At 61.5% G+C, this 17,517-nt stretch carries 14 protein-coding genes; 12 read left to right on the top strand and 2 right to left on the bottom strand.

Annotated features, from left to right (window positions below; translation table 11 throughout):
• Positions 1 to 158: 158 nt before the first annotated feature.
• From pxpB to nei, 7 genes are all read left to right on the top strand, one after another.
• Positions 159 to 815 (top strand): 5-oxoprolinase subunit PxpB, encoded by a 657-nt coding sequence (gene pxpB, locus CYR52_RS01715; protein WP_072926242.1) that lies wholly within the window; start codon positions 159 to 161, stop codon positions 813 to 815.
• On the top strand, positions 809 to 1,738 hold the full coding sequence (gene pxpC / locus CYR52_RS01710) for a 5-oxoprolinase subunit PxpC (protein WP_072926241.1): 930 nt from the start codon (positions 809 to 811) through the stop codon (positions 1,736 to 1,738). Before pxpB ends, pxpC begins: the two co-directional genes overlap by 7 nt.
• Positions 1,728 to 2,465: a 5-oxoprolinase subunit PxpA gene (pxpA, locus tag CYR52_RS01705; RefSeq protein ID WP_072926239.1), complete on the top strand. Its 738-nt coding sequence runs from the start codon at positions 1,728 to 1,730 to the stop codon at positions 2,463 to 2,465. Before pxpC ends, pxpA begins: the two co-directional genes overlap by 11 nt.
• Before the next feature lie 79 nt (positions 2,466 to 2,544).
• The gene (locus CYR52_RS01700) at positions 2,545 to 3,273 is read left to right on the top strand and encodes a DUF969 domain-containing protein (protein WP_101827845.1); all 729 of its coding nucleotides are present in this window, start codon (positions 2,545 to 2,547) and stop codon (positions 3,271 to 3,273) included.
• A complete protein-coding gene (locus tag CYR52_RS01695; RefSeq protein ID WP_101827844.1) occupies positions 3,270 to 4,283 on the top strand; it encodes a DUF979 domain-containing protein in 1,014 nt (337 codons plus the stop codon). The genes CYR52_RS01700 and CYR52_RS01695 overlap by 4 nt, the downstream gene beginning before the upstream one ends.
• A gap of 45 nt (positions 4,284 to 4,328) precedes the next feature.
• Positions 4,329 to 4,979 (top strand): pyroglutamyl-peptidase I, encoded by a 651-nt coding sequence (gene pcp / locus CYR52_RS01690; protein ID WP_072926234.1) that lies wholly within the window; start codon positions 4,329 to 4,331, stop codon positions 4,977 to 4,979.
• Between the two features lie 89 nt (positions 4,980 to 5,068).
• Positions 5,069 to 5,860 (top strand): endonuclease VIII, encoded by a 792-nt coding sequence (nei, locus tag CYR52_RS01685; RefSeq protein WP_072926233.1) that lies wholly within the window; start codon positions 5,069 to 5,071, stop codon positions 5,858 to 5,860.
• 18 nt (positions 5,861 to 5,878) lie between these two features.
• On the opposite strand, the gene CYR52_RS01680 is transcribed toward nei, so the two are convergent.
• A complete protein-coding gene (locus CYR52_RS01680; RefSeq protein WP_101827843.1) occupies positions 5,879 to 8,863 on the bottom strand; it encodes an autotransporter family protein in 2,985 nt (994 codons plus the stop codon).
• 322 nt (positions 8,864 to 9,185) lie between these two features.
• Positions 9,186 to 10,469, bottom strand: coding sequence for a citrate synthase (locus CYR52_RS01675; RefSeq protein ID WP_072926229.1), 1,284 nt, complete (start codon positions 10,467 to 10,469; stop codon positions 9,186 to 9,188).
• Positions 10,470 to 11,235: 766 nt separating this feature from the next.
• Here CYR52_RS01675 and sdhC point away from each other — a divergent pair.
• The 5 genes from sdhC to sucA all read left to right on the top strand — a co-directional run bounded on the left by sdhC (position 11,236) and on the right by sucA (position 17,508).
• Positions 11,236 to 11,613 (top strand): succinate dehydrogenase cytochrome b556 subunit, encoded by a 378-nt coding sequence (gene sdhC / locus CYR52_RS01670; protein ID WP_072926221.1) that lies wholly within the window; start codon positions 11,236 to 11,238, stop codon positions 11,611 to 11,613.
• Positions 11,607 to 11,954, top strand: coding sequence for a succinate dehydrogenase membrane anchor subunit (sdhD, locus tag CYR52_RS01665; protein ID WP_072926219.1), 348 nt, complete (start codon positions 11,607 to 11,609; stop codon positions 11,952 to 11,954). Before sdhC ends, sdhD begins: the two co-directional genes overlap by 7 nt.
• Positions 11,955 to 13,721, top strand: coding sequence for a succinate dehydrogenase flavoprotein subunit (sdhA, locus tag CYR52_RS01660; RefSeq protein WP_072926217.1), 1,767 nt, complete (start codon positions 11,955 to 11,957; stop codon positions 13,719 to 13,721).
• A 28-nt stretch (positions 13,722 to 13,749) separates the two neighbouring features.
• The gene (locus CYR52_RS01655; RefSeq protein WP_072926216.1) at positions 13,750 to 14,466 is read left to right on the top strand and encodes a succinate dehydrogenase iron-sulfur subunit; all 717 of its coding nucleotides are present in this window, start codon (positions 13,750 to 13,752) and stop codon (positions 14,464 to 14,466) included.
• 234 nt (positions 14,467 to 14,700) lie between these two features.
• The gene (gene sucA / locus CYR52_RS01650; RefSeq protein WP_101827842.1) at positions 14,701 to 17,508 is read left to right on the top strand and encodes a 2-oxoglutarate dehydrogenase E1 component; all 2,808 of its coding nucleotides are present in this window, start codon (positions 14,701 to 14,703) and stop codon (positions 17,506 to 17,508) included.
• The last annotated feature ends 9 nt before the right edge of the window (positions 17,509 to 17,517 follow it).

Below are 17,517 nucleotides of genomic sequence, written 5' to 3'. Positions count from 1 at the left end.
CCTGCGCTGCTTCACCGGCGCAGAACAGGCAACCTTATGCTATTGATACTAGCAGGTGCGGCGACAGGGTAAGGGGCGGATGGTTGACAGCGCCCCCTGCTTTCCTGCATAACGATGCGGGTTTAATTGATAATTATTCTTTATCTAAGGGGCGGGAAGTGCAGCGAGCACGTTGTTATCTGTTAGGGGAGCGCGCGGTCGTTCTCGAGCTGGAGCCGCCGGTGACGCTGCAAAGCCAGCAGCGGATCTGGGGGCTGGCGGAGCGGTTACGGGGCCGGGATGATGTCCGCGAGGCGGTGCCGGGCATGAATAACCTCACTATTTTTCTGGCCGAGCCGCAGACGGTGGCGCTGGATGCCATTGAGCGGCTGCAACGCTGGTGGGAAGAGAGCGAGGCGCTGGTGCCCGACGCGCGGGACATCGACATCCCGGTGATCTACGGCGGCACCCACGGCCCCGATCTGGAGGTGGTGGCGCGCCATACCGGCCTGACCCCGCAACAGGTGGTCGAGGCCCACGCTTCGGCCCACTATGTGGTCTATTTCCTCGGCTTCCTGCCGGGCTTCTCCTATTTCGGCGGGATGCCGGAGCAACTGGCGACCCCGCGCCGCGGCGAGCCGCGCCTGCTGGTGCCGGCCGGTTCCGTCGGCATTGCCGGGGCGCAGACCGGCATCTACCCGCTGGCCTCGCCCGGCGGCTGGCAACTGATTGGCCTGACGCCGCAGGCGCTGTTTATGCCTGACCAGATGCCGCCGACCCTGCTGCGCCCCGGTGACAACGTGCGCTTTGTGCCGCAACAGGAGGGCGTATGCTGAAAATTATCCGTGCCGGGATGTATGCCGCCGTCCAGGATTTGGGCCGCCACGGCTTCCGCGCCCTCGGCATCAGCCAGACCGGCGCGCTGGACCAACCGGCGCTGCAACTGGCGAACATGCTGGTGGGCAACGCGCCCGACAGCGCCGGGATCGAAATCACCCTTGGGCAGTTCACCGCTGAATTCCTGCGTGACGGCTGGATAGCGCTGACCGGTGCCGGCTGTGACGCCGAACTGGACGGCCAGAAACTCTGGACCGGCTGGCGTTACCCGGTCAAACCGGGGCAGCGGCTGGTGCTCGGGATGCCGAGACGCGGTATGCGCAGCTATCTGGCGATTTCCGGCGGCATCAACGTGCCGGAGGTGCTCGGCTCCCGCAGCACTGACCTGAAAGCCGGGATTGGCGGCTTCCACGGGCGGCGTTTGCAGGAGGGCGATCTGCTGCCGCTGGGCGAACCGCAGAACCTGCCGCAGCGCGCCACCGGCATCAAACAACTGCTGTTCAGTAACCGCATCCGCGCCCTGCCGGGGCCGGAGTATCAGGAGTTCAGCCCGGCTTCGCGCGAGTCATTCTGGCGCACTGCCTGGCAGCTCAGCCCGCAGAGTAACCGTATGGGCTACCGCCTGCACGGCCACGCGCTGGAACGCACCACCGACCGCGACATGCTGTCGCACGGCTTGCTGCCGGGCGTGGTGCAGGTGCCGGGCAACGGCCAGCCGATCGTGCTGCTGGCGGATGCGCAGACCACCGGCGGCTACCCGCGGATCGCCTGCGTCATCGAGGCGGATCTCTATCACCTGGCGCAAATCCGGCTCGGCGAGCCGATCCATTTTGTGAAATGCACGCTGGAAGAGGCCCACCAGGTCAAGGCCGATCAGGACCGGTTCCTGCAACAAGTGGCACGGGGGTTATATGGCCGTTGATTTGAATGCGGATTTGGGTGAGGGCTGCGCCAACGATCGTGAACTGCTGCAACTGGTAAGCTCCGCCAATATCGCCTGCGGTTTCCACGCCGGGGACGCGCAAACCATGGTGCAATCGGTGCGCTGGGCGCGTGAGTTCGGCGTCGCTATCGGTGCACACCCCAGCTTCCCGGATCGTGAAAACTTCGGCCGCACGGCGATGCAACTGCCGCCGGAAACGGTCTACGCGCAGGTGCTCTACCAGATCGGCGCACTGGCGGCGATCGCCCGTGCCGAGGGCGGCACGCTGGTGCATGTGAAGCCGCACGGGATGCTCTATAACCAGGCGGCGAAAGATCCGGCGCTGGCGGATGCCATTGCCCGCGCCGTCCTGGCGGTGGACGGCACGTTGCGGCTGGTCGGGCTGGCGGGCAGTGAGCTTATCCGCGCCGGCCAGCGGCTGGGGCTGCAAACCCGGCAGGAAGTGTTTGCTGACCGCCGCTACCAGGATGACGGCACGCTGGTGCCGCGCAGTGAGCCGGATGCGTTAATCGAGAGTGACGAGCAGGCGCTGGCGCAAACTTTGCATATGGTGGAGCGGGGCGAGGTCATCAGCCGCAGCGGGCAGGCGGTGCCGGTGCAGGCGGACAGCGTCTGTGTGCACGGCGACGGCGCCCACGCGCTGGCGTTCGCCCGCCTGCTGCGTCGCAGTTTTGAGCAGCGGCAGATCGCCATCCGCGCCGCCTGATTTTTCCCCTTTTTCGCCCGTTTGGGGCATGTTACGCACCGGGCCTTGCCCGGTGCTGATCGCTTTGGGAGCAGGAACTATGCAAGAGGCTGTCAACTTATGGCCGCTGGTGGGCATTGCCGCCATCGTCATTGGGTTTTTATTGCGCTTTAACGCGGTGCTGGTGGTGATTGTCGCCGGCATTATCACCGGGCTGGCGGCGCAGATGCCGGTGGCCGCCATCCTGGAGAAACTCGGGTCGGGCTTTCTCAGCACCCGCACCCTGCCGCTGATCCTGCTGCTGCCGCTGGCGGTGATCGGCCTGCTGGAGCGCCACGGGCTGAAGGAGCGGGCGCAGGCGTTTATCGCCACCATCCACAGCGCCACGGCCGGGCGCCTGCTGACGGTCTACCTGCTGGCGCGTGAGCTGACGGCGGCGCTGGGGCTGACCAGCCTCGGCGGCCACCCGCAGATGGTACGGCCGATGCTGGCACCGATGACCGAAGGGGCGGCCACCGCGCGCCACGGTGAGCTGCCGGAAGCCACCCGCCACCGGCTGCGGGCGATGGCAGCGGCGACCGACAACGTCGGCCTGTTCTTTGGCGAGGATATTTTTGTCGCGTTTGGGGCCATCATCTTTATGCATAATTTCATGCTGGAGTCCGCCGGGATCCAGACCGAGCCGCTGCACATTGCGTTGTGGGGCATCCCGACGGCGGTGTGCGCGTTCCTGATCCACGCCTTCCGCCTGAACCGGCTTGACCGGCAGCTCCGGCGTGAGCTGTCCGCCCTGAACAGCGCGGCCCTGTCACGCAAAGGAGGCCAATAATGTTCCAGCAACACTATCTCTATGTGCTGGCCGGGGTCTTGCTGCTGATTGTCAGCGTGATGTCCCTGCGTGACCGCGCCAACCCGCGCCGCCTGTTTACCGGGCTGTTCTGGGGGCTGTATGGCCTGATTTTCCTGCTGGGTGACTGGGCCGGGCAGTGGGCCGCCGCGCAGGGCGGGGCAGAAGGCGTGCGCACGCTGAACATTGCGGTGGGCGTGGTAGTGGTGCTGATGGCGCTGATCGCCGGGTGCGGCGGGGTGCGCCTCGGCAGTTACCACCAGCGCAGTGAGAAAGCGCGTGCCGAAAGCGCAGGGCGGCTCGGCAACCGGCTGTTCCTGCCTGCGCTGGCGATCCCGGTGGTGACGGTGCTGGGCGTGCTGGCGTTCAACAATATCCCCGGCCTGGCGGCCACGGTGTTTGGTGCCGGCAGCCCGCCGACGCTCAACACGCTGTTCTCAATGCTGGTCGGCTGCGTGGTCGGCCTGCTGATGGCACTGCGGATGACGCGGGATTCGGCGCTGCAATCGGTGCAGGAGACGCGCCGCCTGCTGGATGCCATCGGCTGGGCGTTTATCCTGCCGCAAATTCTCGCGACGCTCGGGCTGCTGTTTACCTCGGCCGGGGTCGGCAGCGCCATTTCCCACCTGACGCAGGAGTACCTGGCGGTGAACCACCGGCTGGTGGCGGTGGCGGTGTATGCCGTCGGCATGGCGCTGTTGACGATGGTGATGGGCAACGCCTTTGCCGCGTTCCCGATCGTGACCGCCGGGATCGGCATCCCGATTCTGGTGATGCAGCAGGGCGGTAACCCGGCGGTGATGGCGGCGATCGGCATGTTCTCCGGCTATTGCGGCACCCTGATGACGCCGATGGCGGCCAACTTCAACATTGTGCCCGCCGCGCTGCTGGAGTTGCCGGACCGCAATGCGGTGATCAAGGCACAGATCCCGACAGGGCTGGCACTGCTGTTGGTGAATATTTTCCTGCTCTATTTTTTGATGTTTTTATGAGCATACTGGCTATGCTGAAAACAGGGCCTGCGGGGAGATGAGACGATGCAAACTGTATTGATTACCGGGTTTGAACCCTTTGATGGTGAGCGCATCAACCCCTCCTGGGAGGTGGTGAAGCGGCTGCATGATATGGAGCTGGGCCGCGTGCATATCGTGGCGCGCCAACTGCCTTGCGTGTTCCACCATGCGCTGGAAGCGCTCGAGGCGGCGATAGCGGACACCCAGCCGCGGCTGATTCTGGCGGTGGGGCAGGCGGGCGGCCGGGCGGAAATCAGCCTGGAACGGGTGGCGATTAACGTCGATGATGCCCGCATCCCGGACAATCAGGGGCAGCAGCCGATTGATGAGCCGATTGTGCCGGGCGGCCCGGCGGCGTACTTCTCGCAACTGCCGATCAAGGCGATTGTTGAGGGGCTGCGCGAGGCGGGCATTCCGGCGGCGGTGTCGCAAACCGCCGGGACGTTTGTCTGTAACCATGTGATGTACGGGTTACTGCACCACCTGCACCTGAAAAACAACCCGCGCATCAAGGGCGGGTTTATCCATATCCCTTATCTGCCGGAGCAGGCGGCGCACCATCCCGGCAGCCCGAGCATGGCGGCCAACACCGTGCTGACGGCGCTGGAGCTGGCGATCGCCATTGCACTCAACACCGAGCGCGACCTGCTGGTGGGCGGCGGCGCCACCCACTGAACCACGGCTTTTACGCTATACTTCAGGGCATTGGCAGGCACGTTAACGCGTGCCTGACCTGTTTATGACATAGCGAAGGAGCAGTCCCCATGCCTGAAGGCCCGGAAATCCGGCGCGCGGCCGATAAGCTTGAAAAAGCGGTAGGCGGCAAGCCGCTGACCCATGTCTGGTTCGCCTTTCCCCAGTTGCAACCCTACCAACCTGAACTGATCGGCTGCCGCGTCATCCGCTTTGAAACCCGCGGCAAAGCGCTGCTGACCCACTTTTCCAACGGTATGACGCTCTACAGCCACAACCAGTTGTATGGCGTCTGGCGGGTGGTGAAACCGGGAGAGGAACCGGCGGGCAAGCGCTCGCCGCGCGTGCGGCTGGAAACCGCGGACAAGGCGGTGGTGCTGCTGAGCGCCTCAGACATCTCCTTGTGGGTCACGGATGAGGTAGACACCCATCCGTTCCTGGCGCGCATCGGGCCGGATGTGCTGGACATGGCCCTGACGCCGGACATCGTGCGCGAGCGGCTGATGTCCCCGGCGTTCCGCCGCCGTCAGCTGGCGGGCACGCTGCTGGATCAGGCGTTTATCGCCGGGCTGGGCAACTATTTGCGGGCAGAGATTCTCTGGCAGGCGCAACTGGCCCCGCAGCACAAACCGCAGGATCTCAGCGAGGCACAGCGGGAGGCGCTGGCCGAGGCGGTGCTCAGCATTGCGCGCCTCTCCTATGCCACGCGCGGCAAGGCTAAAGAGAGCAAACACCACGGCGCGTTGTTCCGCTTCCGGGTGTTCCACCGCGCCGGGAAACCCTGCGAACGGTGCGGCAGCCTCATTGAGAAAACCACGCTCTCCTCCCGGCCGTTTTATTGGTGCCCGGCCTGCCAGCACTGACCCACAGGGTAAAGGAAATCAGAAAGCGATTTTTACCCCGATCATCCCGGCATAGCCGTCGCTCTGCCGGTCAAACGCCTGCTGATAGCGGAACTCCCCGTAGGCGCTGGCGCGGTCACTGAGGGTGGCCGCCACGCCCAGCCCGGTTTGCCAGTAGCTGTTGCTGAACTCAGTCTGGATCTGCTGTGAACCAACGCGCACCGCCGGTTCATCCCCGATCAGTGTGGCGGCATCGAGCGTCAGATAGGGCTGCCAGTGGCCAACGTCACGGTACAGGCGCAGCCCGGCACGCGCCTCGCCGCTGCTTTGCGCCACGCCGGAGACGGGGCTGATCGCGTCGTGAAACCCGTCCAGATGCAGGTACTGGTATTTCAGTTGCAGTTGCGGCTCCAGCATGAGCAGGTTACCCAGGGCGAATGGTTTCCCGGCCTCGAAAGAGGCGGCGACGCCCACCCCATGCTGCGCGCTGTGCCCGGCGCTGAAATAGTCATTATGAAGCGTGCTGAGCTGGCCGATCACATCCAGATAACCGCCATCGTCAGCCTGCACGCTGTAGTAGCCGCCGAGGCTGTAAATCTCACTCTCGATCCGGCCGGTCGCGATAGAGAGCGCCGGGTTCAGTGCGCGCTGGCGGTCTTCGGCGTCCGTGCGCTGGCTGCCGAGCGTCAGCACCCAGCCGGCGCGGGTAGTGGCCGTGCTGCTGCGGTCTTCGTACACGTCGTTGCCCAACTGCACATAGCGGGTTTCGCTGTCATAACCAAACCGGCCGGAATCCAGATCCTGTTGCTGGTCAAACACCCGCAGCCAGCTGCCGTCGAGGTGCGCCACATCGCCGCCGGTGCGCTGGTGGTAGGTGCCGAGCGCGTCAAACAGGTAACGCTGGTTGAGCACCGGCGCCGCCAGGTAACCCGGCACCTCTTCCCGCCACGGGATGTCGTCCGGGTCGGGCTGGGGGGCCGGTGGCGCAGGGTGCGGATCGTCTGACGGCGTGTCGTCCGGCGGCAGATCGTCCGGTGTCACCGGCTCGTCAGTAAAGGTGGAGCGCAGGTACCAGTCGTCGGCATCCTGTTCGCCGCCCTGATAGAGGAAATAGTCGTAGGCATCCACCGCCACCCGTTGCCCCAGCGTCACGCTGCCGCTGCTGCTGCCGTCCACCTGAATCACGTTGATGCCGTCACCGGTGGTCAGCCCGCCGCGGCCGCCGGTGTTATGCACGAACAATTGGTAATCGCCGCGCATCTCGCCGGTAACCACCAGCCGGTCGGTGGCGGAGGCGTTACCGGCCAGCGCGGTGTTCAACAGCAGATCGCCGCCGCCGCTCAGGCTATCGGTATGCAGGGTCAGGTAGCGATCGCCGTGGTGCTGCATGGCAAGCGTACCGCCGCCCAGCGCAAGCTGCTGGATACGGCTGTCACCGGTCATCGCCCATTGGCTGGTGGCGTCAAGCGTGAGCTGGTTGAGCTGCGGCGTGGCCCCCTGCCAGCGGGAGGCGTCGCGCAAATGCAGGGCGGCGTTGTTCTCTGCCGCCAGGGGATCGATCAGCACATCACCGGTCAGGTGCGAATGGCCGCCCGCATTGAGGGTGACGTCATCATGCACCAGGTTGCCCGCCGTGTCCTGAATGACGGCGGTTTCCAGCAGCACGCCGTTCCCGCCGGTGAGCTGGCTGCTGTTGGCGAGGTTAATCGTGATGCCGCCGCCCAGCGCGGAGACGGCTGCGGACTGTGCGCTCTGGATCGTGCTGTTATCCAGCGTGATGGCGGTGGTGGCGGCCCGAAGCGCCGAGTCGTTGAGCATCGTGATGCCGTGGGCGTCAACACCCCCGGCAGTCAGGTGGCTGTCAGTGAGGGCAAGGGTGGCGTTGGCGTAGGTTTTTATCGCATCCGCCCGGTCGCCGGAGGCGGTGCCGGTCAGCGCGGTAGCGGCGATATGGCTGTCGCCAAAGTTAAGCAGCAGGTTGCTGTTTTCGCCGGAGGTGGCGGCAGAAACCCCGTTCAACGCCACCTCACCCCCGCGCGCGGCAGCGATGGCCGCGCTGCGTTTGCCTGCCGTGTTCAGCACCAGATCGCGCGCATGGGTTGTGGCTTCGGTATAGAGGGCGTGCGAATTATTGCCAAGCGTCGTGATCCGGCTGCCTGCCATCGCCAGCCGGCCGCGGTTATCTATGGCGTGCGCGCCGTTGCCTTCGGTGGTCAGCGTCATACCGGTGGCCTCCATCTGCACGCGCTCATCCACCAGCCAGACGCCGTAACCGTTCCCGGCGCGTATAAGATAGTCGCCGCCGTTGACGGTGATCCGGCTGTTGCCGCTGGCGTTAATCAGGTAGCTGGGCCGGCCGCTTTCCGGCCCGTTGACCGCCACGTTAAGGCCGTTCAGCGTAAGGCGGCCTTGCTGGGTTTCCGTGCCGGAGACGTTAAACACGTCCAGCGTGCCTTGCGTCGCCACCCGGATATCGCCGCCGTTGAACACGGCCTGAGTGCCGATGATATCCACCACTTCCATCGTCGGCGCGCTGCCGTGGGCCGTGTTGTCCACCACGATCTGCATATTGTCGGCGCTCAGGGTGGCACCGAGTTTACTTTGCAGCGCAGAGACGCCGTCTTGCAGTGAAATAACCGCATCAGCCAGTGTCGCCGTGACATGGCCGGCGAGTTCAATCCCTTTGGCCTTTTTCCCGCCGACATGGATGAGGATATTTTTTGCCTCCAGCGTGGTGGGCGGCAGGGTATTTTCACCGTCGGCCGCAATGCCTTTTGCTGTTATTCCGTCAATGGTCAGGGTGCTGTTTGTGAGGGTGAGGCGGCTGCCGTTATTCACGGTGAGGGCATTGGCGCTGTCGCTGTAAATATCAACGTTATTCAGCGTATGGGCGGCACCGTCATTGATAATGCGCGGGTGGCGATCCTCCGCCCAGGCGGCGGTCAGCGGCGGCAGGCTGCAAAGCAGACCGGCAATCACGGTTTTACGGAACAGGGGGCGGTGGGCTGCGGGCCGGTGATGCATTTTTCTTCCTGAAAAAAGGCGTGGATAAAAAAACACCCCACCGAAAAGGGGCGGTCGGTGAGGCGCGTAAAAGGCGGCAAAATAGAGGGCGGGGAGGGGCTTTTCAACGATTTTCTTATTTTCTCAAAACGGCGCAGGCTTAGGCATTGAATAAGAAATGGTTCTGAAAAATATTGATTTAGTGAATAGATAAAGAATATTCACAATAATGATAATGTGGGGCGAAAGACGGGCTGGGAATAATAGAATGAGGCAGCGGGCAGGCATAAAAAAACCGGGATGCCAACGCATCCCGGTCTGGGTCAGAGGCCGGTGAGGGCCGTTATTTTTTCAGCTCGCTTTTGAAGTCACGCTTATCGTAACCGGTGTAGAGCTGGCGCGGACGGGCAATTTTAATGCCGTCCTGGTGCATTTCGTTCCAGTGTGCAATCCAGCCGACGGTACGCGCCATCGCGAAGATCACGGTGAACATCGAGGACGGGATTTTCATCGCTTTCAGGATGATGCCGGAGTAGAAATCGACGTTCGGGTAGAGTTTGCGCTCGATGAAGTACGGGTCGTTCAGCGCGATGTGCTCCAGCTCCATGGCGACTTCCAGCAGGTCGTCTTTCATGTTCAGCTCGTTGAGCACTTCATGGCAGGTTTCACGCATCACGGTGGCACGCGGGTCGTAATTTTTGTAGACACGGTGGCCGAAGCCCATCAGGCGGAACGAGTCGTTTTTGTCTTTCGCGCGGCGCACGAATTCCGGGATGTGCTCCACGGTGTTGATCTCTTCCAGCATCTTCAGGCAGGCTTCGTTCGCGCCGCCGTGCGCCGGCCCCCACAGTGAGGCGATGCCTGCCGCGATACAGGCAAACGGGTTCGCGCCGCTGGAACCGGCAGTACGCACGGTAGAAGTGGAGGCGTTCTGCTCATGGTCAGCGTGCAGGATCAGGATGCGGTCCATGGCGCGTTCCAGCACCGGGTTCACCTTGTACTCTTCGCACGGGGTAGCGAACATCATATGCAGGAAGTTACCGGCATAGGAGAGGTCGTTGCGCGGGTACACAAACGGCTGGCCGATGGAGTATTTGTAGCACATCGCGGCCACGGTCGGCATTTTCGACAGCAGGCGGAAGGCCGCAATCTCACGGTGGCGTTCATTTTCCACGTCAATCGAGTCATGGTAGAAGGCCGCCAGTGCGCCGGTCACGCCGCACAGCACCGCCATCGGGTGCGAGTCACGGCGGAAGCCGTGGAACAGGCGGGTGATCTGCTCATGCACCATGGTATGGCGCGTCACGTTGGTGCGGAACTCTTCAAACTGTGCTTTGGTCGGCGCTTCGCCATACAGCAGGATATAGCTCACTTCCAGGTAGTTGGATTCTTGCGCCAGCTGGTCAATCGGGAAACCACGGTGCAGCAGCACACCCTGATCGCCGTCGATGTAGGTGATTTTGGATTCACAGGATGCGGTGGAGGTGAAACCGGGATCGAAGGTGAACAGCCCCTGGGAACCCAGCTTGCGGATATCAATCTCCTCCTGACCGAGCGTACCGGCCAGCACATCCAGTTCAATCGGGTCACTGCCTTCCAGGGTCAGTGTCGCTTTCTTATCAGCCATTTTACTGTCTCCTTAGCGCCTTATTATTAAAATCTGTCACAACCGGGCTGTCACTGCCGGGAGAGGCCCGGCATGTGCCACAACGGACGCATGAGCAGCTGTAAGCGGAAAGGGAACAGCGTTCATGACGTGCAGTTTATGAGGTGTAATCCCCTCTGGGCGCCAGCCCTCTGGAGCAGACCTTACAGGGCGGACAAGCTGCGTTCCGGGTTGTTAACGACTCAGTAGATCTTGGGTAACCGGATTCATCACCCTACGGCATCGCTTTACGACACAGGGCCGGCCCCGCTAAAGAGGTCAGCCGCTACAGGTTTTCACATAACGAACGGTTTTGCGCAAAGTACACCTTTGCATAACTCAAAGTACACTTTTGCATAACTTATGCTCCCAGGGAAGTGCCGATCTGAGAAGCCTGAAGCCGTAAGGGAGAGGGCATGCCTATTTGTAATGGAAATGTTGATCTATTGTCAAACTAGATAATTAATTTTGTATCTTTTGTGAAAAATGTGGCTTGGATCACTGTTTTGGGGAAATGTGACCAAAGGGTTTGTGTGGTAATTGTAATGAGAATGTGAACGGCCTATACTGCCGCCAGGTCTCCGGAACACCCTGAAGTAGGAGCACCCAGCGTTAATAAGACCGCGCCGTTTAAGCACAGTGGATGTTGTTGTTTGAGCGCGTGACGTGAAGGGCCAAGGCTCTTAACGCTGTCTGATCCCACCCAGGCCGGAGGAAGGAAAATAATAAGAGCTGTGTGGGCTAATCCGTGAAAAAACAAAGACCTGTCAACCTGGATCTGCAAACGATCCGGTTCCCTGTTACTGCGATAGCGTCAATTTTACACCGAGTCTCTGGCGTAATCACCTTCGTTGCGGTGGGTATCCTCCTCTGGCTTCTGGGCATTTCCCTCTCTTCTGAAGAGGGGTTCATGCAGGCAGCGGCCATTATGAATAGCGGGTTCGTTAAATTCATATTTTGGGGAATCCTGACCGCACTTGCCTATCACATTTGCGGTGGCATCCGCCATTTGTTAATGGATTTTGGCATGATTGAAGAGAGTTTGGCCGCTGGTACCCGCTCAGCCTACGTGGCGATAGGGCTGACCGTCGTGCTGTCAATTCTGGCTGGAGTTTTGGTATGGTAAGCAATGTCTCAGCATTAGGGCGTAATGGCGTGCACGACTGGCTTCTGCTGCGTGCGTCAGCCATCATCATCACGCTGTATATCATCTACCTGGTGGGCTTCGTGCTCATCGCCCCCCCGATTACCTTTGCCGTCTGGCATGGCTTCTTCGCTTCCCCGGTCACGAAAGTATTCACCCTGCTTGCCCTGTTTTCGACCCTGGTTCACGCCTGGATCGGCATGTGGCAGGTATTAACGGACTATATGAAGCCGTTCGCCTTCCGTCTGATGGTGCATTTTGCCGTCGTCGTGGCGCTGCTGGCTTACTTAATTTATGGATCTATCGTGGTGTGGGGAGTGTAAATGAATCTGCCAGTCAGAACCTTTGATGCAGTGGTAGTGGGTGCCGGCGGTGCCGGTATGCGCGCTGCACTGCAAATTTCGCAAATGGGCCTCTCCTGCGCCCTGGTGTCCAAAGTCTTCCCGACCCGCTCCCATACGGTGTCCGCACAGGGCGGCATTACTGTCGCGCTGGGCAACAGCCATGAGGACAACTGGGAATGGCACATGTATGACACGGTAAAAGGCTCCGACTACATCGGTGACCAGGATGCCATTGAATATATGTGTAAAACCGGCCCGGAAGCGATCCTGGAGCTGGAGCACATGGGCCTGCCGTTCTCGCGCCTGGATGACGGCCGCGTCTACCAGCGCCCGTTCGGCGGCCAGTCCAAGAATTTCGGCGGTGAGCAGGCGGCGCGTACTGCGGCCGCGGCTGACCGTACCGGCCATGCGTTGCTGCACACCCTGTACCAGCAGAACCTGAAAAACGGCACCACCATTTTCTCCGAGTGGTATGCGCTGGATCTGGTGAAAAACCAGGATGGCGACGTGCTGGGCTGTACGGCCATCTGCATCGAAACCGGTGAAGTGGTCTACTTCAAAGCCAAAGCCACGGTGCTGGCCACCGGCGGCGCAGGCCGTATTTACCAGTCCACCACCAACGCCCACATCAACACCGGCGACGGTGTCGGCATGGCGCTGCGCGCCGGGGTGCCGGTGCAGGACATGGAAATGTGGCAGTTCCACCCGACCGGCATCGCCGGGGCAGGGGTACTGGTCACCGAAGGGTGCCGCGGCGAAGGCGGTTACCTGCTGAACAAAGATGGCGAACGCTTTATGGAGCGTTATGCGCCGAACGCCAAAGACCTGGCCGGCCGTGACGTGGTGGCCCGTTCCATCATGATCGAAATCCGTGAAGGCCGCGGCTGTGACGGCCCGTGGGGCCCGCACGCCAAACTGAAGCTCGACCACCTCGGCAAAGATGTGCTGGAGTCCCGCCTGCCGGGCATCCTGGAGCTCTCCCGCACCTTCGCCCACGTTGACCCGGTGAAAGAGCCGATCCCGGTTATCCCGACCTGCCACTACATGATGGGCGGCATCCCGACCAAAGTCACCGGCCAGGCGCTGCGCCTGAATGCCAACGGTGAGGATGAGGTGATCCCGGGCCTGTTCGCGGTCGGCGAAATCGCCTGCGTATCGGTACACGGTGCCAACCGCCTGGGCGGCAACTCGCTGCTTGACCTGGTGGTGTTCGGCCGTGCGGCCGGGATGCACCTGCAGGAATCGCTGCTGGAACAGGGCACCCTGCGCGATGCCACCAATGACGACATCGACGTGGCCCTGGAGCGCCTCAACCGCTGGAACAACACCCGTTCCGGCGAAGACCCGGTGGAGATCCGCAAGGCACTCCAGGCCTGTATGCAGAACAACTTCTCGGTATTCCGTGAAGGGGACGCCATGGCGAAAGGGCTGGAAGAGTTGCGCGGCATCCGCGAGCGGCTGAAAAATGCGCGCCTCGACGATACCTCCAGCGAATTCAACACCCAGCGCATCGAATGCCTGGAGCTGGATAACCTGATGGAGACCGCGTTCTCCACCGCCGTATCCGCCAACTACCGTACCGAGAGCCGCGGCGCGCACAGCCGCTTCGACTTCCCGGAGCGTGATGATGAGAACTGGTTGTGCCATACGCTGTATGAACCGCAAACCGAGAGCATGACCCGTCGTCAAGTGAACATGCAGCCGACGCTGCGCCCGGCCTTCCCGCCGAAAGCGCGTACTTACTAGTCAGCGGCATGTTGCGCAGGAGCCAGAAATGAAACTTGAATTTTCGATTTACCGCTACAACCCGGACGTCGATGCCGCGCCCCACATGAAAGAGTATGTGCTCGAGGCGGAAGAAGGCCGCGACATGATGCTGCTGGATGCGCTGATCCAACTCAAGGAGCAGGACCCGTCCCTGACGTTCCGCCGCTCCTGCCGTGAGGGGGTCTGCGGCTCTGACGGCCTCAACATGAACGGCAAAAACGGGCTGGCCTGTATCACCCCGATTTCCGCGCTGCGCAACGGCAACAAGAAAATTGTCATCCGCCCGTTGCCGGGCCTGCCGGTGATCCGCGATCTGGTCGTAGACATGGGGCAATTCTATAAGCAGTATGAGAGAATTAAGCCTTACCTGTTGAATGATGGGCAAAATCCGCCGGCACGCGAGTACCTGCAAACGCCGGATCAGCGGGAAAAACTCGATGGGCTGTATGAGTGCATCCTGTGCGCCTGCTGCTCCACGTCCTGCCCGTCGTTCTGGTGGAACCCGGACAAGTTCGTCGGCCCGGCCGGCCTGCTGGCGGCATACCGCTTCCTGATCGACAGCCGCGACACTGAAACCCAGGCGCGCCTGGACGACCTGGACGATGCCTTCAGCGTGTTCCGTTGCCACAGCATCATGAACTGTGTCAGCGTTTGTCCGAAAGGGCTGAACCCGACTAAGGCAATCGGGCATATCAAGTCTATGCTGTTACAACGCGGCGCGTAAGGGCCGCGGTGCCGGGAGCCTGCGGGTTCCCGGCCTGTTTTACCCGGTTTGACTCTGCTGCGTGATGGCAACAGGAAACCTTTGAAAGCGGCCGCCGCCAGACCGCTTTCAAAGGTTCCTTTACGGGCCTCTCTGCCCGTACCGCATGAACCGTAATTCGGCACACCGTTATACGGCACAACGATGTATGTTAACCACGGCGAAAACTAAAGCTACAAAGCTTAAGGGATCATGATGCAGAACGGCGCAATGAAGGCCTGGCTGGATTCCTCCTATCTGGCGGGCGCGAACCAGTCTTACATAGAGCAGCTCTATGAAGACTTCTTAACCGATCCGGGCTCCGTAGAAGATAGCTGGCGTTCTATTTTCCAACAGCTACCCACCGCGGGTGTGAAACCCGATCAACTCCACTCGAAAACCCGGGATTACTTCCGCCGCCTGGCGAAGGATGCGTCCCGTTACTCCGCGGCGATCAACGATCCCGACACTGACGCCAAACAGGTGAAAGTGTTGCAGCTGATCAACGCCTTCCGCTTCCGCGGGCATCAGCAAGCCAATCTCGACCCCCTTGGCCTGTGGAAACAGGATGAGGTACCGGATCTTGACCCGGCCTACCACAACCTGACCGAGGCGGATTTCCAGGAAACCTTCAACGTCGGTTCGTTTGCCATCGGCAAAGACACCATGCAGCTCGGCGAGCTGTATCAGGCACTGAAGCAGACCTACTGCGGCTCGATTGGCGCCGAATATATGCACATCACCAACACGGACGAGAAACGCTGGATCCAGCAGCGCATCGAGTCCGCGGTGGGCCGCGCCACCTTCAGCCCGGAAGAGAAGAAACGCTTCCTGAAAGAGCTGACGGCAGCCGAAGGGCTGGAACGCTACCTGGGCGCGAAATTCCCCGGTGCGAAGCGCTTCTCACTGGAAGGCGGCGACGCCCTGGTGCCGATGCTCAAAGAGATGATCCGCCATGCGGGCAAAAACGGCACCCGTGAAGTGGTGCTGGGCATGGCGCACCGCGGCCGCCTGAACGTGCTGATTAACGTGCTGGGCAAAAAAACCGAAGAACTGTTTGACGAATTCGCCGGTAAGCACAAAGAGCACCTCGGCACCGGTGACGTGAAGTACCACATGGGCTTCTCCTCCGACGTGGAAACCGAAGGCGGCATGGTGCACCTGGCCCTGGCCTTCAACCCGTCGCACCTGGAGATTGTAAGCCCGGTGGTGATGGGCTCCGTACGCGCCCGCCGCGACCGCCTCGACGAGGCCCGCAGCAACATGGTGCTGCCGATCACCATCCACGGTGACGCGGCAATCACCGGCCAAGGCGTGGTGCAGGAAACCCTGAACATGTCGCAGGCCCGCGGCTACGAAGTGGGCGGCACGGTACGCATCGTGATCAACAACCAGGTGGGCTTTACCACCTCGAACCCGCAGGATGCGCGCTCCACCCAGTACTGTACCGACATCGCGAAAATGGTGCAGTCACCGATTTTCCACGTGAATGCGGATGACCCGGAAGCGGTGGCCTTTGTGACCCGCCTGGCGTTGGATTTCCGTAACACCTTCAAGCGTGACGTGATGATTGACCTGGTGTGCTACCGCCGCCACGGCCATAACGAAGCGGATGAGCCGAGCGCGACCCAGCCGCTGATGTACGCCAAGATCAAAAAACACCCGACGCCGCGCAAACTCTACGCTGACCGCCTGAGCGAAACCGAGGTCGCGAGCCTGGAAGATGCCACGGAAATGATCAACCTCTACCGTGACGCGCTGGATCGCGGCGACTGTGTGGTGGAAGAGTGGCGTCCGATGAACATGCACTCCTTTACCTGGTCGCCGTACCTCAACCACGAGTGGGATGAACCCTACCCGAGCACCGTTGACATGAAGCGCCTGCAGGAGCTGGCACGCCGCATCAGCACCATCCCGGATGCCATTGAAGTGCAGTCGCGCGTGGCCAAGATCTACAACGACCGCAAAGAGATGGCCGAAGGCAACAAAGCCTTTGACTGGGGCGGCGCAGAGAACCTGGCTTACGCCACGCTGGTGGATGAGGGCGTGCCGGTGCGGCTTTCCGGTGAGGACAGCGGCCGCGGCACCTTCTTCCACCGCCATGCGGTGATCCACAACCAGAAAAACGGCGCAGTCTATGTGCCGCTGGCGAACATCCATAACAGCCAGGGCGAATTCCGTGTCTGGGACTCCGTACTGTCTGAAGAGGCGGTGCTGGCGTTTGAATATGGCTACGCCACCGCAGAGCCGCGCACCCTGACCATCTGGGAAGCGCAGTTCGGTGACTTTGCCAACGGCGCGCAGGTGGTGATTGACCAGTTCATCAGCTCCGGCGAGCAGAAATGGGGCCGGATGTGCGGGCTGGTCATGCTGCTGCCGCACGGCTACGAAGGGCAGGGGCCGGAGCACTCCTCCGCACGCCTTGAGCGCTACCTGCAACTCTGCGCGGAGCAGAATATGCAGGTGTGCGTGCCGTCCACCCCGGCACAGGTCTACCACATGCTGCGCCGCCAGGCGCTGCGCGGTATGCGCCGCCCGCTGATCGTGATGTCGCCGAAATCGTTGCTGCGCCACCCGCTGGCCGTCTCCAGCCTGGATGAGCTGGCGAACGGCACCTTTGAGCCGGCGATTGGTGAAGTGGACGCGCTCGACCCGAAACAGGTTAAACGTGTGGTGATGTGCTCCGGTAAGGTTTACTACGATCTGCTGGAACAGCGCCGCAAAAACGAGCAGACCAATGTGGCGATTATCCGCATTGAGCAGCTCTATCCGTTCCCGCATCAGGCAATGCAGGCGGTACTGGCGCAGTATGCCCATGTACATGACTTCGTCTGGTGTCAGGAAGAGCCGCTGAACCAGGGTGCCTGGTACTGCAGCCAGCATAACTTCCGTGAAGTGATTCCTTTCGGGGCTTCTTTACGTTACGCCGGGCGTGCGGCTTCTGCTTCGCCGGCAGTGGGCTATATGTCCGTTCACCAGAAGCAGCAACAAGATCTGGTTAATGACGCGCTGAACGTTGATTAATACATAAGG

Origin of the sequence: Chimaeribacter arupi (assembly GCF_002858805.1) — a bacterium.
GTDB classification, from domain to species: Bacteria; Pseudomonadota; Gammaproteobacteria; order Enterobacterales; family Enterobacteriaceae; genus Chimaeribacter; species Chimaeribacter arupi.
This window is presented reverse-complemented; position numbering and strand designations above follow the sequence as displayed.